Source organism: Capillimicrobium parvum (assembly GCF_021172045.1).
In the GTDB taxonomy this organism is placed as follows: Bacteria; Actinomycetota; Thermoleophilia; order Solirubrobacterales; family Solirubrobacteraceae; genus Capillimicrobium; species Capillimicrobium parvum.
Map to the genome: position 1 here is coordinate 4,049,808 of NZ_CP087164.1, position 16,998 is coordinate 4,066,805.

Consider the following 16,998-nt stretch of genomic DNA (forward strand, 5'->3'; position numbering starts at 1 on the left):
GCAAGCGTCGCCGCTCAGACGATGGACGCCCAGACGCCGCCGTCGACCGACCAGGCGGCGCCGGCCACGCCCGAGGCGACCTCCGAGCACAGGATCACCGCGATCTGCGCGACCTCGTCGACCTCGAGCGCACGGCCGATCGGCAGCCGCTCGCCCTGCGCGCGCAGGACCTCCGCGGCGGACGTGCCGCGGGTCCGCCCGAGCTGCTCGGCGAGCCCGCCGGCACCGGTCCACCCCTCGCTGAGCGCCATGCCCGGGGCGATCGCGTTGACGCGGACGCCGTCGGCGGCGTAGCGGTCGGCGAACGCGCGCGACAGCGCGAGCTGCGCGGCCTTCGTCACCGAATACGACATCGCCAGCGTGCCGGAGGGCCGCTTGCCCGACGAGGAGGAGACGTTGACGACCCTCCCCCAGCCGGCCCCGGCCATCCGCGGACACGCGGCGCGCATGAGCCGCATCGACGCCATGACGTGCAGATCCCAGTCGCGCTGCCAGTCGGCGTCGGTGAGCTCCTCGAGCGCCTTCATCTCCGCGATGCCCGCGTTGTTGACGAGGAAGTCGGGGCCGCTCATCTGCTCCGCGCAGCAGGCGACGATGCGGTCGCCGGCGTCGGGCTCGGACACGTCGAGCGCCAGCCACTCGGCGTCGATCTCGGCCGCGCGCGCCGCGAGCTCCCGCTCGCCGCGCGAGACCATGAGCACGCGCGCTCCTTCGGCGGCCAGCCCGCGCGCGATGGCCAGCCCGATGCCGCGGCTGGCACCCGTGACGATCCCCGCCCGCCCGCTGAGCCCGAGATCCATGGGGTCAACCGTACCGGCGCGCGGCGCGCTCGGCGCTCGCCCCGTACCCGCCGCCGAACAGGACCGCGTGCACGAGCAGCGGCAGCAGCTGCCACAGCTCCACGCGCTCCTCGTGGCCGGCGGCGAGCGGGTGCGCCTCGGCGTACGCGGCCAGGGTGCGCGGATCGGGCGCGCCGAACAGCCGCAGCATGGCGAGGTCCACCTCCCGGTGGCCGCCGTGCGCGGCCGGGTCGATCAGCCACGGGCGCCCGTCCGACCCGGCGAGGACGTTGCCGCCCCACAGGTCGCCGTGCAGCCGCGCGGGCGGCTCCGGCGGTCCCGCCAGCTCGCTCATCCGCTCCGCGACGCGCTCGACGGCCCGCACGCCGGCCGCCGACATCGCCCCCGCGTCCCGCGCGCGGGCGGCGAGCGGCAGCAGGCGGCGCTGCGCGTAGAACGCCGGCCAGTCGCCACACGGCTCGTTGGAGAGCACGACCGGCCCGAGGTGCATCGGCCACGCCGCCCCGAACGCGGGCGCGCCGGCCTGGTGCAGTGCCGCCAGCCCGCGGCCCAGCTCCTGCGCGCCCGGCGCACCGAGCGTCCCCGGCTCGATCCACTCGAGCGCGAGGTGGTCGTCGCCGGCGGCGAGGACGCGCGGCACGCGCACCGCGCCCGCCTCGCCCAGCCAGGCCAGCCCCGCCGCCTCGGTCGCGTACTCGCCGGGCGGCGCGCCCGTACGGGTCTTGACGAACGCGCGGCCGCCGCCTTCGAGCTCGACCGCCCACGCCTCGTTGAGGTCGCCGCCGCTCACGCGCCGGGCGCCGGTCACCCGGCCCAGCTCGGATGGGAGCGCGGGAGGGCCGCCGCTCACCGGCGCGCGGCGACGATCTCGTCCAGCAACCCCCGGCAGGCCGCCTCGACCTGGTCGAGCACCGTGTCGAACCCGTGCAGGCCGCCGTAGTACGGGTCGGGCACGTCGAGATCGCCGGCGCCCTCCGACGCGGGATCGAACTCGCGCAGCAGGCGCACCCGCGCGCGGGCCTCGTCGTCCGGCGCGCGCCGGCGCAGCTCGTGGAGGTTCGAGCCGTCCATCGCCAGCAGGAGGTCGTAGGTCTCGAAGTCCTCGTCGGCGACCTGCCGGGCGGCGCCCGCGAGCTCGGTGCCGCGTCGCAGGGCGGCAGCGGTCGCCCGCTCGTCCGGCGGGCTGCCCACGTGGTAGGCGCCCGTCCCGGCGCTGTCGATCTCGATCTCGTCCTGGAGGCCCGCCTCCGCGACGAGGCGGCGCATGACCCCCTCGGCGGTCGGCGACCGGCAGATGTTGCCCAGGCAGACGAACAGGATGCGCATCAGGGCGGCCAGACTACCGGCGCGCCCGCAGCTCTCCCTCGAGGCGCACGACGTCGGCCGCCAGCGCATCGGCGGCCGCCGGCCGGCAGTACAGCCACCCCTGCCCGAAGTCGCAGCCGATGGCCTCGACGCGCTCCGCCTGCTCCGGCTCCTCGATGCCCTCGGCCACGACGAGCAGGTTCAGGCTGCTCGCCATCTCGCGCACCGCGTGGATGATCGCCCACCCGCCCGAGCCGGCGACGAACGAGCGATCCAGCTTGATCATGTCGAGGTCGAAGTCGCGCAGCACCGACAGCGACGAGTGACCCGTGCCGAAGTCGTCGAGCCCCAGGTGCACCCCCATGGCGCGCAGCTGCGCCAGCGCTGTGCGCGCCCGTTCCGGCTCCTCCATCAGGGCGGTCTCCGTCACTTCGACGCAGAACGCGCCGGGATCGAGCGCGTGGTCGGCGAGCGCGCCGCCCACGTCCTCGATGAGCGTGCCCTGGGCGAGCTGGCGCCACGAGACGTTCACGCCGACCATGAGCCGGTCGAGGACCGGGGTGCCCGCCCGCCGCCACGCCGCGGCGCTGCTGATCGCCTCCTCGACGATCCACCGGCCGAGCTCGTGGATGAGCCCGTTGTCCTCGGCCAGGCCGATGAACGTCGCGGGCATCAGCAGGCCGCGCGCAGGGTGGCGCCAGCGCACGAGCGCCTCGAGCGCGGACACCTCGCGCCGGTGCAGCGAGACGATCGGCTGGTAGTGCAGCTCGAGCTCGCCGCCGGCGAGCGCGCGGCGCAGGTCGCCCGTGAGCGTGATGCGGTCGATCGTCCGTGCGCGCATGCGGCTGTCGAAGACCTCGTAGCGGCCCTTCCCGCGACTCTTGGCGCCGTACATCGCGACGTCGGCGTCGCGCAGCAGGCCCTCCGGATCGACCTCGCCGTCCGGACGGGCGATCGCGATCCCGATGCTCGTGGTCGGGACGTGCTCGATGGCGCCGAGGTCGATCGGCTCGCGGCAGACCTCCATGAGGCGGCCGGCGACGCGCACCGCCTCCGCCGGATCGCGCAGGCCCTCGCACAGGACGACGAACTCGTCGCCGCCGAAGCGCGCGAGCGTGTCGGCGGTGCGCAGGGCGTCCTGGAGCCGTACCGCGAGCGCGGCGAGCAGGCGGTCGCCGGCGTCGTGACCGAGGCTGTCGTTGACGTACTTGAAGTCGTCGACGTCGCAGAACAGGAGCGCGAGCGTCGAGCCGTCGCGCTGAGCGCGCGCCATGCCGTGGCGGAGCCGGTCGAGGAGCAGCGAGCGGTTGGGCAGCTGCGTGAGCGGGTCGTGCAACGACTGGTGGCGCAGGCGGCGGGCGGCGACGTCGCGGCGCATCGCGCCGGTGATCACGTTGGCGACCGAGGTGACGAACGCCGTGTCGTCGTTCGTGAACGCGCGGCGCTCGGCCGAGAAGACGCCGAGCGCCCCGTAGACCTCGTCGCCCTCCCCCGCGACCGGCGTGCACAGGCAGCTCGCGACGCCGTCGGCCTGCAGGTCCTCGGGCGAGAAGCGCGTCTCGGTCTCCGCGTCCTCGACGACCAGCGGACCCGAGCCGGCGAACACCGCAGCGGCCACGCCACCCGTCTCGCGCAGGGAGAACGGCCGGCGCGCCACGTCCCAGCCGGTCATCGTGACCGGCTCGACCGTGTCACCGTCGGGCAGCAGGCGCATGAACGAGCCGAACGGCACGCCGAGCGTCGCGGCGGCGACGGCGGTGGCGGCTTCGAGCAGGGCGTCGAGGTCGGGCTCGGCGAGGGCGCGCTGGCCGAGCCAGGCCACCGCGGTCTGCTGGGCCAGCCGCAGCCGCGCGACCTCCTCGGCGTCACGGGCGGCGGTGACGTCCTCGACCTGGTTGAACACCGCCTGCGGGTTCCCGTCGTCGCTGCAGACGATCGACGACGTCACGCGCACCCAGACGGTCGAGCCGTCGGCGTACAGGTAGCGCATCTCGAAGGTCCTCGACCCGCCCGCGGCCACGAGCTCCGCGGTGCGGTGGCTCTCACGCACGTCGTCGGGGTGGGTGACCTCGTGGACCGGACGGCCCAGGAGCTCGTCGGCCGGGCGGCCCACCATCCGGCAGAGCGCCGCGTTGACCTCCAGCCAATTGCCGTCGAGATCGACGAGCGCCATGCCGATCAGGCTGCCCGTGAAGGCGCGACCCAGCGTGTCGAGAGTCGGCCTCCCCATCCAGAGAAGATCGACGCTCGGGCTCCGGACCTTGAGCCCTCAGGCCGCCCGCAGGACCATGCCCCGCCCGACGTGCGCCTCGAGCGCGGCGAAGGTGGCCGGGCAGAAGTGCGTGCCGGCCTCGACGCGCATGATCGTCAGCACCTCATGCGGGCCCAGCCGCGACCGGTACGGGCGGTCCGACGAGAGTGCCTCGGCGACGTCGGCGACCGCGAGGATGCGCGCCTGCACGCCCAGCCGCTCGCCGGGGAGCCCGCGGTGGTAGCCGCGCCCGTCGATGCGCTCGTGGTGCGCGGCCGCCACCTCGGCGACGTGGTGCAACGCGGGGATGCGGCGCAGGATGTTCAGCGTCGTCTCCGGGTGCCGGCGGACCGCCGCCCACTCGGTGGGCGTGAGCGGCCCCGGCTTGTCGAGGACACGGCTGGAGATGCCGAGTTTGCCGAGGTCGTGCAGGAGCCCGGCCCGGCGCAGGTCGCGCCGGTCGGCCTCTCCCAGCTCGAGGACCTTGCCGATGCCGACGGCGATCTCCGCCACCCCCTGCGAATGGCGCAGCGTGTACGGCGACTTCGCGTCGATGACCTGGGCGAACGCCTCGCTGACGCGGTCCAGCCGCCGGTCGTCGGCGACCTCGGCGCGGTCCACGGGCTCGAGCCCGCCGACGTCGCCGCTCGCCACGTGGCGCCAGAACGGCTCGTCGTGCTCGAGGCGGCAGAGCACGTCGACCAGCTGCGGGTCGAACCAGGTGGCGCTGCGGCGGCGGGCGAACGCGCAGGCCGCGGCGGCGCCCCCACCCTGTGCGGCGATCTCCGCGCTCTGGGCGAGGCACAGGATGCGGCCGAGCATGGGGATGCGGTCGCCCGCGACGCCCATGGGTTCGCCGCTGCCGTCCCAGTGCTCGTCGAGATGCAGGATGGCCTGCGCGGTGTCCTCGCCGAGGCCGATCATGCGGGCGATCTCGGCACCCCGCTCGCACCGGGCGGCGGTCATCTCGCGCCGCGAACCGCGTAGCGCGACGTGCAGGAACGTCCTCGCGCGGGCGAGCGGCCCGCGCGACGGCGCCGAGTTGCGCAGCGCGTAGCGGACCGCCTCGGTGGGGCGGCGCAGGTCGGTCGCCTTGAGGTCGACCTTGACGGCCTGGTCGTCGTGGTCGAACAGCGCGGCGACCCGGGAGGCGGTCGTCGAGCAGCCGGCATCCTTGAGCAGGAGGGCGTAGAAGAGCGCGGAGCGGTCGGCGTCGGGGAGGCCGACCGCCTCGCCGAGCCGCATGCCGATCAGGCAGCAGCGCGTGGCGTGGCCGGGCGGCTGGCCCTCGGTGATGTCCAGCGAGTGCGACAGGGCCGAGACGACCTGGGAGAGCCGGATCTCCATGTCCGTGATGCTCGGCCGCGCGCCGCGGTTCGCTACTCCGCGACTTCGAGCACGGCCAGGAAGGCCTCCTGTGGGACCTCCACGCGACCCACCTGCTTCATGCGCTTCTTCCCCTCCTTCTGCCGCTCCAGCAGCTTGCGCTTGCGGCTGATGTCGCCACCGTAGCACTTGGAGGTCACGTCCTTGCGGTACGCCTTGACCGTCTCGCGGGCGACCACGTGGGAGCCGATCGCGGCCTGGATCGGCACGTCGTACTGCTGGCGCGGGATGAGCTTGCGCAGCTTCTCGGTCAGGGTGCGGCCGAAGTCGTAGGCCTTGTCGCGGTGCACGACCATCGACAGCGCGTCGACCGGGTCGCCGGCGAGCAGGACGTCGAGCTTGACGAGGTTCGACGGGCGCATCCCGACGAGCTCGTAGTCCAGGGACGCGTAGCCGCGGGTGCGCGACTTCAGCTGGTCGAAGAAGTCGAGGACGATCTCGGCGAGCGGGAGGTCGTAGGAGATCTGGACGCGGTCGGCGCTCAGGTAGTGCATGCCGGAGTGCTCGCCGCGGCGGTCCTGGCAGAGCTCCATCACCTGGCCGACGTACTCCTTCGGCGTGAGGATCGAGGCGCGGATGTACGGCTCGCGGATCTCGGCGATGCGGGCCGGGTCGGGCATGTCCGACGGCGCGTGGACCTCGACCTCGTCGCCGTTGGTCAGCGTCACCTCGAAGCCGACCGACGGCATCGTGGCCATGAGCTCGAGGTCGTACTCGCGCTCGAGGCGCTCGCGCACGATGTCCATGTGCAGCAGGCCGAGGAACCCGCAGCGGAAGCCGAAGCCGAGCGCATCGGAGGTCTCGGGCTCCCAGGTGAGGGCCGCGTCGTTGAGCGTGAGCTTCTCGAGCGCGTCGCGCAGATCCGGGTACTCGTCGGAGTTGATCGGAAACAGGCCGCAGAAGACCATCGGCTTGACCTCTCGGTAGCCGGGCAGCGGCTCGGTGGCCGGATGGGCCTTCGTGGTCAGCGTGTCGCCGACGCGCAGGCGGGTGACGTCCTTGATGCCCGTGATCAGGTAGCCGACCTCGCCGACCGTGAGCTGGTCGACGGGCGTCATCGCGGGGGTGAAGAAGCCGATCTCGTCGATGTCGGCCTCGGTGCCGGCGGCCATCGCGCGGATCGCCGCGCCCTTCGTGAACGTCCCGTCGACCACGCGGATGTAGGCGATCACGCCGCGGTACTGGTCGAACTCGGAGTCGAAGATCGCCGCGCGCGGCGCCGCGCCCGGATCGCCGGCCGGCGGCGGCACGTGCTCGACGATCGCCTCGAGGACGTCGAGCACGCCCTCGCCCGTCTTGCCGGAGATGCGGATGATCTCGTCGCCCGGCTCGCCGAGGAGCTCCGAGACCTCCGCCGCCACCCGCTCGGGCTCGGCCCCGGGCAGGTCGATCTTGTTCAGGCACGGGATCAGCTCGAGTCCGGCGTCGACGGCGAGATACGTGTTCGCGACGGTCTGCGCCTCGACGCCCTGCGACGCATCGACGACGAGCACCGCACCCTCGCAGGCGGCGAGCGACCGCGAGACCTCGTAGGTGAAGTCGACGTGGCCGGGCGTGTCGATGAGGTGCAGCTGATAGGTCTCGCCGTTACGGGCCGTGTAGGGCACGCGGACCGCCTGCGCCTTGATCGTGATCCCGCGCTCGCGCTCGAGCTCCATGGAGTCGAGCACCTGCTCGCGCATCTGCCGTCCCTCGACCGTGTGCGTGAGCTCGAGGATGCGGTCGGCCAGCGTCGACTTGCCGTGGTCGATGTGGGCGATGATCGAGAAGTTGCGGATGTGCTGCTGGTCGGCCATGGGGACGGATATCCAGACTAGGGGTGGCGCGCGGCGGCGACCGCCGGGCCCGCGGCGCGCGCCGACCAGGCCGGCCGGGCGCTCGACGACGCGGCTCAGCGGCCGAGCCGGCGGGCGAGCAGGTCGCGCACCTGGCGGGCCTCCGGCATCTCCATCCACAGCACCGCCCAGCCGTAGGCGGCCGCGCCCGCCGCGCCGGCCAGGCCGACCGACAGGATCTGGGCGACGAGCGACCGGCCCAGCACGCCGTCGACGACCGCCCACACCGCGTAGGCGACGACGGCCAGCAGCGCCGACGCGACGCAGACCGCGGCGAACTGCGCGAGCGTGCGGCGGCCCTCGATGGTGCCGCCGAGCAGCGGCCGCAGGTAATAGGCCTGGGCGAGCGTGCTGGCCAGGCTCGAGACGGCGGTGCCGATGACGAGGCCGGCGATGCCGTAGGGCCGGTAGAGCGCGAGGCTGACGGCCAGGTTGACGACGAGGCTCGCCACCGCGATGAGGGTCGGCAGCCACGGGCGCTGCAGCGCGAAGAAGGTGCGGGTCAGCAGCAGGTTCATGCCCGCGAACGGCAGGCTGAACGAGAACCAGAACAGCGCGCCCGAGACGAGCTCGGTGGAGCCCTCGCCGAACGCGCCGTGCTGGTAGATGAGGCGCGTGATCGGGACCGAGAGGACGAGGGTGAACGCGGCCGACGGGACGAGCAGGAGCGCGATCTGGCGGATGCCGGTGCCCATCGTCTCCCTGAGGCCGTCGATGTCGGCGCGGGCGGCGAAGCGGCTGAGGGTCGGGAACAGCACGGTCGAGACCGCGACCGAGAAGACGCCCTGGGGCAGCATGTAGATGCGAAACGCGGCATCGATCGCGCGCGGCGCCTGATCGGAGACGAGCGACCCGAGGCTCGAGTTGATGAACAGGTCGAAGTTGATGACGCCGAGGCCGATCGTCACGGGCAGCATGAGGATCAGGACGCGCCGGACGCGCTCGTCGCGGAAGTTCGGTCGGAAGTCGAGGTGGAAGCCGAAGCGCCGCAGCACGGGGACGCACATGGCGAACTGGACGATCGTCGCGATGAGCACGCCGATCGCGTAGGCGTAGAGCTGGTCGTCGCCGCTGAACGCCGGCCGGAGGATGACCAGCAGGACGATGATCACGACGTTCCAGACCAGCGGCGCGATCGCGGGGATCGTGAAGTGGTCGTAGGCGTTGAGGATCCCGACCACGAGCCCGTTGAGGCCGAGGATCAGCACGATCGGGAACAGCACCTGCGCGAGCCCGGCGGTGAGGTGGTCGAGCTCGGCGCTGAACTTGTCGCCGGTGAACAGCGGCATGATCGTGCCGGCGGTGACGATCGCGATCGCCACGATCGCGCCGAGCACGATGAGGATGAGCCAGAAGAGCGTGCTGGCGAGCTTGAAGGCGTCGCGCTTGCGGTTCTGCTCGAGCAGCTCGGTGAAGACGGGGACGAACGCCGCGCTCAGGGCCGCGTCGGCGAACAGGCTGCGGATCAGGTTGGGGACCTGGAAGGCGATGGTGAACGCCGAGAACGCGCCGCTCGTGGCGAAGAAGCTCGACGCCACGACCTCGCGGACCAGCCCCGCGATGCGCGACAGTCCGGTCGCGATCGAGAAGATCGCGGTGTTGCGGGCGATGCGCCTGGTGGCCGGCCCGGCCACGGCAGGCCGCGACGCGGAGGAATCGGCAGCCACGGGTGCGCTATCGTACGGACCGCCGCGGCTCTACCGGTCGCGGCACTCGCACGTCATGGCCAACATTCACTCACAGAAGAAGCGGATCCTGCGCTCCGAGCGCGAGCGGCTCGAGAACCGCCGCTATACCTCGGCGATCAAGACGTACTTCCGTCGCCTCGAGGCCGCCGTGGCCGGCAAGGACGCGGACGCGGCCGACGCCGAGCACAAGCTGCTCGTGCGCACGGTCGACAAGGCCGTCAAGGTCGGGGCGCTGCATCGCAACAACGGCGCACGCAAGAAGTCCCGCGCCGCGCGCATCCGCAAGTCCGCCTCCGCCTAGCGCGGCCGGTCCCATCTCGAACCCGCCGCCTTTCGGGCGGCGGCTTTCGCGTACCCGCGCCCTCCCCTGGTGCGCGCCCTCCCGTGGCGCGCGCCACCCCACCCACCCCGCCGCGCGCCACTCCCCGGGCGCGCGCCACTCCCCGCCGGCGCCACCGCACCCCGCCGCGCCGAGCGTTGAATTTCTGCGCCGTGGGCTGAGAAAGTCGACGCTCGATGTGTGGGCGGACGTCAGGAGGCGATCGCGAGGATCGCGCGGATCGCGCTCGTGTCCTCCTCCGCGGCGCTGCCGCCACGGGACTCGAGCTCGAGGTCGGCGAGCCGCGCCATCGCGCGGCGCAGCTTCGCGGCGTCCGCGCGGCGAGCGTCGGCGATGAACTGGTCGGCGGCCTTGGGCGGCATGCGCAGGGTGCGCTTGATGTCGGCCGGCGCCTCCCCCGCCTCGAGCCGGCAGGTGACGTCGAGCGCCTTGCGCATGCGGTCGGTCATCCAGAACAGCAGGCCCGGCAGCCGCTCGCCCTGGGCGCGCAGCTCGAGGTAGGCGAGCGTGGCGCCGGGGGCGTCGCCCCCGACGAGCCGGTCCGCGAGCGACCAGATCTTGCGCTCGGCGGAGTCGGCGGAGCGCTCATCGATGAGCTCGGCGTCGACGTGCGCGCCCTCGCCGAGCTCGAGCGCGAGCGTCTCGAGCTCGCGCGTGAGCCGCGCCTGGCGCTCGCCGACCTGCGCGACGAGCGCGCGGGCGGCGCCCTGGTCGAGCCGGAGGTCGAGCTTGCGGGCCTGCTCGGCGACCCACTTCGGCAGCTCCCAGGGCTTCACCGCGCTCTCGGCCGCGACGTCGCCGCCGGCGCGCTTGACCGCGTCGGCGAGCTTGGCCGGGGCCTTCGCGCGGCCCTCCTCGCGGGCGAAGAAGGCGACGGTCGTCTCGGGCGGGAGGTCGGCCATGATCGCACCGAGGTGCGCCTCGACCTCCTTGTCCTTCCAGCGCTCGACGCCGTCGACGATCACGACGCGCCGGCCCGTCGCGAACGTCATGGCGCTCAGCGCGAACGCGACGGCCTCCGGCGTCGCGGCATCGCCTTCGAGCACCTCGGCGCCGGACGCGCCCGCGTCGCGCTCTGCGAGCGCGCGGAGCTTCGCGCGGCGCTCGCCGATGCGGGCGTGGTCGTCGCCGTGGACGAGGTATGCGGGCTTGAGCGCGGCCACCGGTGTGGGGATGGTATGCCGCCGCGCGGGCGGCACCGAGGCGCACCATCACGATCCGCGCTGCGTGGAGACCCTGATCTCGCGGCCGGTCAGCGTGAGCCGGACGGTGCCGTCGCGGTCGGTGCGCAGGACGCGCGGGACGCGCGCCGCGCGCAGGGCGGCGAGGGTCTCGGCGGCCGGGTGGCCGTAGGAGTTGTCCGCGCCGACCTCGATCGCCGCGATCGACGGCCGCACGCGCTCGAGCAGCGCGGGCAGGCCGGGATCGACGGATCCGTGATGGGCGACCTTGAGCACGTCGACGGGCGGCAGGTCCAGCGGCGCGGTGACGGGCGACTCGGCGTCGGCGGTGAGCAGCAGGCTCGCCGGGCCGCGCCGGACGAGCAGGACGACCGCCCGGTCGTTGGGCGCCCCGCCGGGCGGCGGCGGCTCGGGCGGCGGCCACAGCACCCGCAGCTCCAGGGCTCCGACCCGCAGCCGCTGCCCCGAGACGGGCCGCAGCCGCTGCGCCCGGCTGCCATCGATCGCGCCCTCGATCTCGGCCTGCCCGCCGGCCGGGGCGGTGGCCGAGCCGTCGAGCACCGCGTCCACCGGCACGGCCCGCAGCACCCGCCCCGCGGCGCCGGCATGGTCGGCCTCGCCGTGCGTGAGGACGAGCAGGTCGAGACGCCGCACCCCGGCGGCGCGCAGGCGTTCGACGATCGGGCCGTCGGGCGGCCCCGTGTCGACGAGCACCGCGGCATCGCCGTCCTGCAGCAGGGTCGCGTCGCCCTGACCGATGTCGAGGAACGACACGGTCGGCTCGTTCGGCGGCGCGGGCGGGCCTGCCGCCGCGACGAGCGCGCCCGCCCCGACGACGAGCGGGACGGCCGCCCCCACGATGACGACCCGGACCCGGCGCGAGGCCGTCGCCGCCGCGATCAGCAGGTAGGCGCCGATCGCGGCCGGCGCGCCGAGCCGCAGCGGGACGCTGGCGTGCGGGAGGCGGTCCGCCGTCGTCGCCACCGCGTCGACGAAGCCGAGCGGCAGGGCGGCCACGTCGTTGACCGCCCCGGCCAGGGCGAGCCCGGGCGCCCCGAGCTGCGCGAGCGCGCCGGCCAGCGTCCCGAGCCACACGACGGGCGCGACGGCCGGCATCGCGACGAGGTTCGCCGGCAGCGAGGCGAGGGACAGGCGCTCGAAATGCAGCGCGAGCAGCGGGGCCGTCCCGAGCGTGGCGGCGAGCGTCATGGCGGCGCCGTCGGCGACGGGCGCGGGAAGGCGGCGCAGCATCGCGCCGCCGCGCAGGCGGGGGACGAGCACGGCGATCGCGACCACGGCGGCGAACGACAGTTGCCAGCCCGGGTCTCCGGCGGCGCGCGGGTTCAGCGCGAGCGTGACCGCCGCCGCGAGCACGAGCGCGTAGGCCCGCGACGCCGGGCGGCCCGCGAGCCCGGCGACCAGCGCGGCGGCACCCATGACGCCGGCACGCTGGATCGACGGGCCGGCTCCGGCGAGCGGGACGTACAGGGCGACGAGCGCGAGCGCCGCGGCGAGCCGCAGGCGCAGCCCACCGCCGAGCACCATCACCACGGCGGCGGCGAGGACCGCGAGCAGCGCGACGTTCTGACCCGAGGCCGCGAGCACGTGGCTGAGCCCGCTCGCCCGGAACGCCTCACGGGTGTCCTCGTCGAGCGCGTCGTCCTGGCCGAGGACCATGCCCCGCGCGAGAGCGGCCTGCGGCGGTGCGAGCCCCGTGGACACGCCGTGCTCGGCGGTGCGCCGGATCGTGTCGACGGCGCCGGCCAGTCCGCCGCGGCGACGCCCGGTGAGCCGGACGGCGTCCGTCGCGAGCGCCGCGTGGGCCCCGCGGCGCGCCTCGTAGGCCTCCCAGGGCGCCAGCCGCTCGAGCCGCCCGCGCGCCTGGACCTCGGCGCCGATCGCGCCCCGCGGACCGCCGCGCCCGCGCAGCACGATCCGCTCACCGCGGCCGGGTCCGGCCACGATGCGTGCGGGGGCGCTCCAAGACCCGTACCGGCGGTCGCGGGGCGCTTCGAGCAGCGTCGCGCGCAGCGAGACCGAGCGGTCGAGCAGGGGCGTGAGCGCCGTGCGGTCGAGCGCGGCCAGGCGCCCGTGCGCGGCGAGGGCGCCCGCGAGCACGGCGGCGCCGAGCACGCCGGCGAACAGCGGGCGCCGCAGCGCCGGGCCGCCCGCGGCGGCCGCGAGTCCGGCGAGAACGAGCGCCACGACCGGCGGACCGGTGGCCACGAGCATGCCCGCGACCAGGGCCCCGAGCACGAGCAGCTGCGTCTCCCTGCCCCAGGCCGCCAGTCCCTCCGCCACGCCGGTCCGTCCTCGCACCGCCGCGACGCTATGCGCGGGCCCTGTCGCAGCGCAGCACGCGTCCGTGACGATTCTGCGCAGGCGGTCAGCCGGGACCGCGGAGGCTCATCGGGGCCGCGCCCTGTCGCAGCGTCGCGGTTGGCGAGTAGCGTCGCCTGGGGCGAAACAACTCCCCAGCCGCCGGCGGCGTGCCCGGCAGCGCGGTTGGCGAGTAGCGTCGCCTCGGGCGAAACAACTCGCCAACCGCCGCCGGCCTGCGCGGCTGCGCGCACGCGCGACCGATGAGACGGTTGGCGGCGACGCTCAGCGCAGGCGCAGCTTGACGACCAGCCCCGCGTGATCGGAGGGCCAGAGGCCGTCGACCTTGTCGCCCACCTTGTTGCCGATGACCTGCCAGCGCAGCACGCGCATCTTCGGCCGCACGAGCACGTGGTCGATCCACTGGGTGAGCTTGGACTGCGCGTTGTCGAGCCGCTCGTCCTGGCAGCAGGTCGACACCCGCTTGCCGGTGTTCACGAAGCCCGCGCCGATCGCAGCGTTGTAGGCCTTCGCGTCCGCGCCGGCCTGCGCCGGGTCGGAGTTGAAGTCGCCCGCGAGGATCGTCGGGAGCTTGCGGTTCGAGGCGACCGTGTCGAGCATCTCCTGCAGCTGCGCGCCGGCGATGTCGCCCGAGTAGGCCTCCGCGTGCGGGTCCAGGAACAGGAAGCGCCTGCCGCCGACGCTCCCGACGAAGCCGGCGTAGCCGCGCTTGAGCACGACCTGCTGGTCGGGCAGCGGGACGGTGAGCTGGTTGGTGAAGATGCCGTTGCGATCGCTGATGACCTTCACGCGCGCCTTGCGTCCGGCCTTGACGAGCACGGCGTTGCCGAGGACGAGCCGGATGTCGTAGCCGTCGTCGGACGGGACCTCGACGTCGAGCTCGTCCTGGCGCGAGACGACGCGGTAGTTCAGGCCGCGAGCGCGCAGCTCGCCCTGCAGGATCTGCAGCCAGTCGAACAGCGGCGTCGTCGCGTTGTTGACGCCGTCATGGACGCCGTCGGCCCCGCGGAAGTACCGCGCGACCTCCTGCAGGCCGATGACGTCCGGCTTCGTGCGCTTGATCTCGTCGGCGATCTCCTTGGCGCGCGCGGGGAAGTTCGTCGCGAGCACCGTGTCGTGCAGCGCCTTGGCGTTCGCCTGCTCGGTCGGCAGGTCCGGCGCGGACGCGAGCTTGATGATGTCGGCGCCCAGGTACAGGTTGCGCGACATGACCGTCAGGTTGCGCTTCGAGGCACCCTTCGCGGCGACCGCCGCCGGCGCGAACGCCAGGGCGACGAGCGCCGCGATGGCGACGGCGAGCGCCCGGCGATGACGAGACATCCATTGCACGACGACTTCCTCCTCCTCCGGTGAGGGGGCCACGCTAACAGCACCGGCACGGCGCGGGGACGTGGGCGCGCACACGCCGCCGAGTATGCGGATCGTGGGCGCTCTCGATCCTCGCTGCGCGGCGGGCGCTCATCCGGTCACCTGGTCGCGCAGCGCCGCCAGCCGCGCCGGCCCGATGCCCGGCACGGCGTCGAGCTCGTCGACCGAGCCGAAGCCGCCGTGCTCCTGGCGGTACTGCAGGATCTTCGCCGCCGTGCCCGGGCCGATGCCCTCGAGCTGGTCGAGCTGCTCGGCCGTGGCGCTGTTGAGGTTGACGGGGGCGCCCGGTGGGCCGGCGGCGCCCGGTGGGCCGGCGGCGCCAGGGTCGCCCCCACCCGCCGCCGTCCCGGCCGGCGCCCGCGCGGGGACGAGCACCTGGCGACCGTCGGTGAGCCGCGCGGCGAGGTTTAGCGAGTCCAGATCCGCGCGGCGGCTGGCGCCGCCCGCCCGGCGCACCGCCGCGGCCACCCGCGAGCCGGGCGCCAGCCGGTACACCCCCGGCCGCCGCACCGAGCCGGCCACGTGGATCACGAGCCGGCCGCCCCCGCCCCCGGCGCCGCCGTCCACCTTCACCGACGACCCACCGCCGCCCCCGGCCCGCGCCGCCCCGCCGCTCGAACCGCGGCCGCCCGCGCCGCGCACCCACAGAGCCCCGAGCACCACGACGACGATCCCCACCGCGAGGTACCCGATGAGCTGGCTGCGCGGAAGGTCGGACACGCGCGTGACGGTACGGACGCCCGGGTCACGGCGCAGCACGAGGTCGTCACGAAAGCGTCACGGCAGGACGGCGACATCGCGGCAATCCGCCACACTCGCCCGATGGCCCCCTACATCGCGATCTGCGGCCCCGGAGACGACGCTGCCGGTCCCGCGCTGCTCGCCGCGGCGCACGCGGCCGGGCGCACGCTCGCCCGAGCCGGGGCGATCGTCGTCACCGGCGGCCTCGGCGGCGCGATGGCCGCGGCCTGCCGGGGCGCCGCGCAGGAAGGCGGGACGACGCTCGGCCTGCTCCCCGGCAGCGACCGCCGGGCGGCGAACGAGTGGGTGACCGTCGCCGTCGCGACCGGCATGGGCGAGCTGCGCAACGGCCTGGTCGTGCGCAGCGCCGACGCGGTCATCGCGATCCTCGGCGGCTGGGGCACGCTCTCGGAGGTGGCCCTGGCCGCCAAGCTCGGCCGGCCGGTGATCGGCATTGGCCCCTGGCAGCTCGACGGCATCGAGCTCGCGCCCGACGGCGAGCGGGCGGCCGCGCGGGCCCTCGAGCTGGCCGGGCGTGGCTGACAGCTGCGAGCGGGCCGCCGCGCGGGCCCTCGAGCCGGCCGGGCGTGGCTGACATCTGCGAGCGGGCCGCCGCGCGGGCCCTCGAGCTGGCCGGGCGTCGCTGACGCCCCGCGCCGGCCCTACTTGCGCGCCTCGCGGTCCTCCCGCTCGAACCGCTCCGACGACGGCTGCTCCTGCTCCTGCTCCGGCGGGGCGCCCTCATCCTGCCGCTCCCGCGCCATCTCCAGCCGCGCCTCCCGCGAGATCTGCTCGGCCTCGGCCTCCTTGTCCTTCTTCGGCGTGTCGCGCAGCGGCAGCTGGATCTCCTCCTCCGCCGGCACGCCCGCCGACAGCTCGCGCCCGCGCTCGATCTCGCTGTTGAGCTGCTGGCCGAACAGGATCGCGATGTTGCTGATCCAGAGCCACACGAGCATCGAGATCGCTCCGCCCAGCGTCCCGTACGTCTTGTTGTACGAGCCGAAGTTGCGCACGTAGAAGAAGAACGCGACCGTCGCGACGATCCAGATGACCAGCGCCACGACGGCGCCGGGAGAGATCCACTGGAACTTCGGAAGCCGGGCGTTCGGCGCCATGTAGTACAGGACCGCGAGCATCAGGATGACGACTGCCGCCATGATCGGCCACTTCGCGATCGAGTAGACGGTGACCGCCGCGGAGCCGAGTCCGACCTGGTCGCCGATCGCCTGGGCCAGCGGCCCGGAGACCACCAGCGCGATCAGCACGAACGCCAGGAGCATGACCATGACCAGCGTCACGACGACCTGGAGCGGCCGCAGCTTCCAGAACGGCCGGCCCTCCGGGATCTCCCAGATCGCATTCGACGCGCGCATGAACGCGCCGATGTAGCCCGACGCCGACCACAGCGCCGCGAGCAGGCCGACTCCGAGCAGCGCCCCCGCCCCGCCCTTGTTCTGGACGATCCCGTTGATCGTCTTGCCGAAGGAGTTGACCGTGGACTGGTCGGCGCCCGCCGAACGCAGGATGTCGAGGATCGAGTTCGTTGTCTGCGGGTACTGGCCGACGAGCCCCACGAGGGCGACCAGCGCGAGGAGCGCCGGGAACAGGGCGAGCACCGAGTAGTACGTCAGCGCCGCGGCCCAGTCGGTGATGTTGTCCTCCTGGAACTCCTTGACGGTCCGCTTCAGGATGGCCATCCGGCCGGGGCCGGGGATGTCGGTCGGGCCGATGTCCTGCCTTGGCGCTCGCTCCATGGCTTCCCG

General features: G+C 74.2%; 14 protein-coding genes. 2 read left to right on the forward strand and 12 right to left on the reverse strand.

Features of this window, described 5'->3' with window-relative positions:
- Positions 1-14: 14 nt before the first annotated feature.
- The 7 genes from DSM104329_RS19720 to murJ all read right to left on the reverse strand — a co-directional run bounded on the left by DSM104329_RS19720 (position 15) and on the right by murJ (position 9,244).
- Positions 15-800, reverse strand: a complete 786-nt coding sequence (locus tag DSM104329_RS19720) for an SDR family NAD(P)-dependent oxidoreductase (protein WP_259311562.1) — start codon at positions 798-800, stop codon at positions 15-17.
- A gap of 4 nt (positions 801-804) precedes the next feature.
- Positions 805-1,650, reverse strand: a complete 846-nt coding sequence (locus DSM104329_RS19725) for a fructosamine kinase family protein (protein WP_259311563.1) — start codon at positions 1,648-1,650, stop codon at positions 805-807.
- Positions 1,647-2,126 (reverse strand): low molecular weight protein-tyrosine-phosphatase, encoded by a 480-nt coding sequence (locus DSM104329_RS19730; RefSeq protein WP_259311564.1) that lies wholly within the window; start codon positions 2,124-2,126, stop codon positions 1,647-1,649. Before DSM104329_RS19730 ends, DSM104329_RS19725 begins: the two co-directional genes overlap by 4 nt.
- A 13-nt stretch (positions 2,127-2,139) precedes the next feature.
- Positions 2,140-4,335 carry a sensor domain-containing protein gene (locus DSM104329_RS19735; RefSeq protein WP_259311565.1) on the reverse strand — a complete coding sequence of 732 codons (2,196 nt, stop codon included), beginning with the start codon at positions 4,333-4,335 and terminating at the stop codon, positions 2,140-2,142.
- A 39-nt stretch (positions 4,336-4,374) separates the two neighbouring features.
- A complete protein-coding gene (locus tag DSM104329_RS19740) occupies positions 4,375-5,703 on the reverse strand; it encodes an HD-GYP domain-containing protein (RefSeq protein WP_259311566.1) in 1,329 nt (442 codons plus the stop codon).
- A 32-nt stretch (positions 5,704-5,735) separates the two neighbouring features.
- Positions 5,736-7,538, reverse strand: a complete 1,803-nt coding sequence (lepA, locus tag DSM104329_RS19745) for a translation elongation factor 4 (RefSeq protein WP_259311567.1) — start codon at positions 7,536-7,538, stop codon at positions 5,736-5,738.
- Between the two features lie 95 nt (positions 7,539-7,633).
- On the reverse strand, positions 7,634-9,244 hold the full coding sequence (gene murJ, locus DSM104329_RS19750) for a murein biosynthesis integral membrane protein MurJ (RefSeq protein ID WP_259311568.1): 1,611 nt from the start codon (positions 9,242-9,244) through the stop codon (positions 7,634-7,636).
- A gap of 55 nt (positions 9,245-9,299) precedes the next feature.
- On the opposite strand from murJ, the gene rpsT reads away from it, so the two are divergent.
- On the forward strand, positions 9,300-9,566 hold the full coding sequence (gene rpsT, locus DSM104329_RS19755; RefSeq protein ID WP_259311569.1) for a 30S ribosomal protein S20: 267 nt from the start codon (positions 9,300-9,302) through the stop codon (positions 9,564-9,566).
- Between the two features lie 230 nt (positions 9,567-9,796).
- On the opposite strand, the gene holA is transcribed toward rpsT, so the two are convergent.
- From holA to DSM104329_RS19775, 4 genes are all read right to left on the reverse strand, one after another.
- Positions 9,797-10,768 (reverse strand): DNA polymerase III subunit delta, encoded by a 972-nt coding sequence (holA, locus tag DSM104329_RS19760; RefSeq protein WP_259311570.1) that lies wholly within the window; start codon positions 10,766-10,768, stop codon positions 9,797-9,799.
- A gap of 48 nt (positions 10,769-10,816) precedes the next feature.
- A complete protein-coding gene (locus DSM104329_RS19765; protein WP_259311571.1) occupies positions 10,817-13,105 on the reverse strand; it encodes a ComEC/Rec2 family competence protein in 2,289 nt (762 codons plus the stop codon).
- Positions 13,106-13,390: 285 nt separating this feature from the next.
- A complete protein-coding gene (locus DSM104329_RS19770; protein ID WP_259316237.1) occupies positions 13,391-14,446 on the reverse strand; it encodes an endonuclease/exonuclease/phosphatase family protein in 1,056 nt (351 codons plus the stop codon).
- A 138-nt stretch (positions 14,447-14,584) separates the two neighbouring features.
- A complete protein-coding gene (locus DSM104329_RS19775) occupies positions 14,585-15,214 on the reverse strand; it encodes a ComEA family DNA-binding protein (protein ID WP_268738859.1) in 630 nt (209 codons plus the stop codon).
- A gap of 102 nt (positions 15,215-15,316) precedes the next feature.
- Between DSM104329_RS19775 and DSM104329_RS19785 the strand changes: the two genes are divergently transcribed.
- A complete protein-coding gene (locus tag DSM104329_RS19785) occupies positions 15,317-15,778 on the forward strand; it encodes a TIGR00725 family protein (RefSeq protein WP_259311572.1) in 462 nt (153 codons plus the stop codon).
- A 119-nt stretch (positions 15,779-15,897) separates the two neighbouring features.
- On the opposite strand, the gene DSM104329_RS19790 is transcribed toward DSM104329_RS19785, so the two are convergent.
- Complete coding sequence (locus DSM104329_RS19790; RefSeq protein ID WP_259311573.1) at positions 15,898-16,989, reverse strand: YihY/virulence factor BrkB family protein; 1,092 nt, start codon at positions 16,987-16,989, stop codon at positions 15,898-15,900.
- Positions 16,990-16,998: the final 9 nt, after the last annotated feature.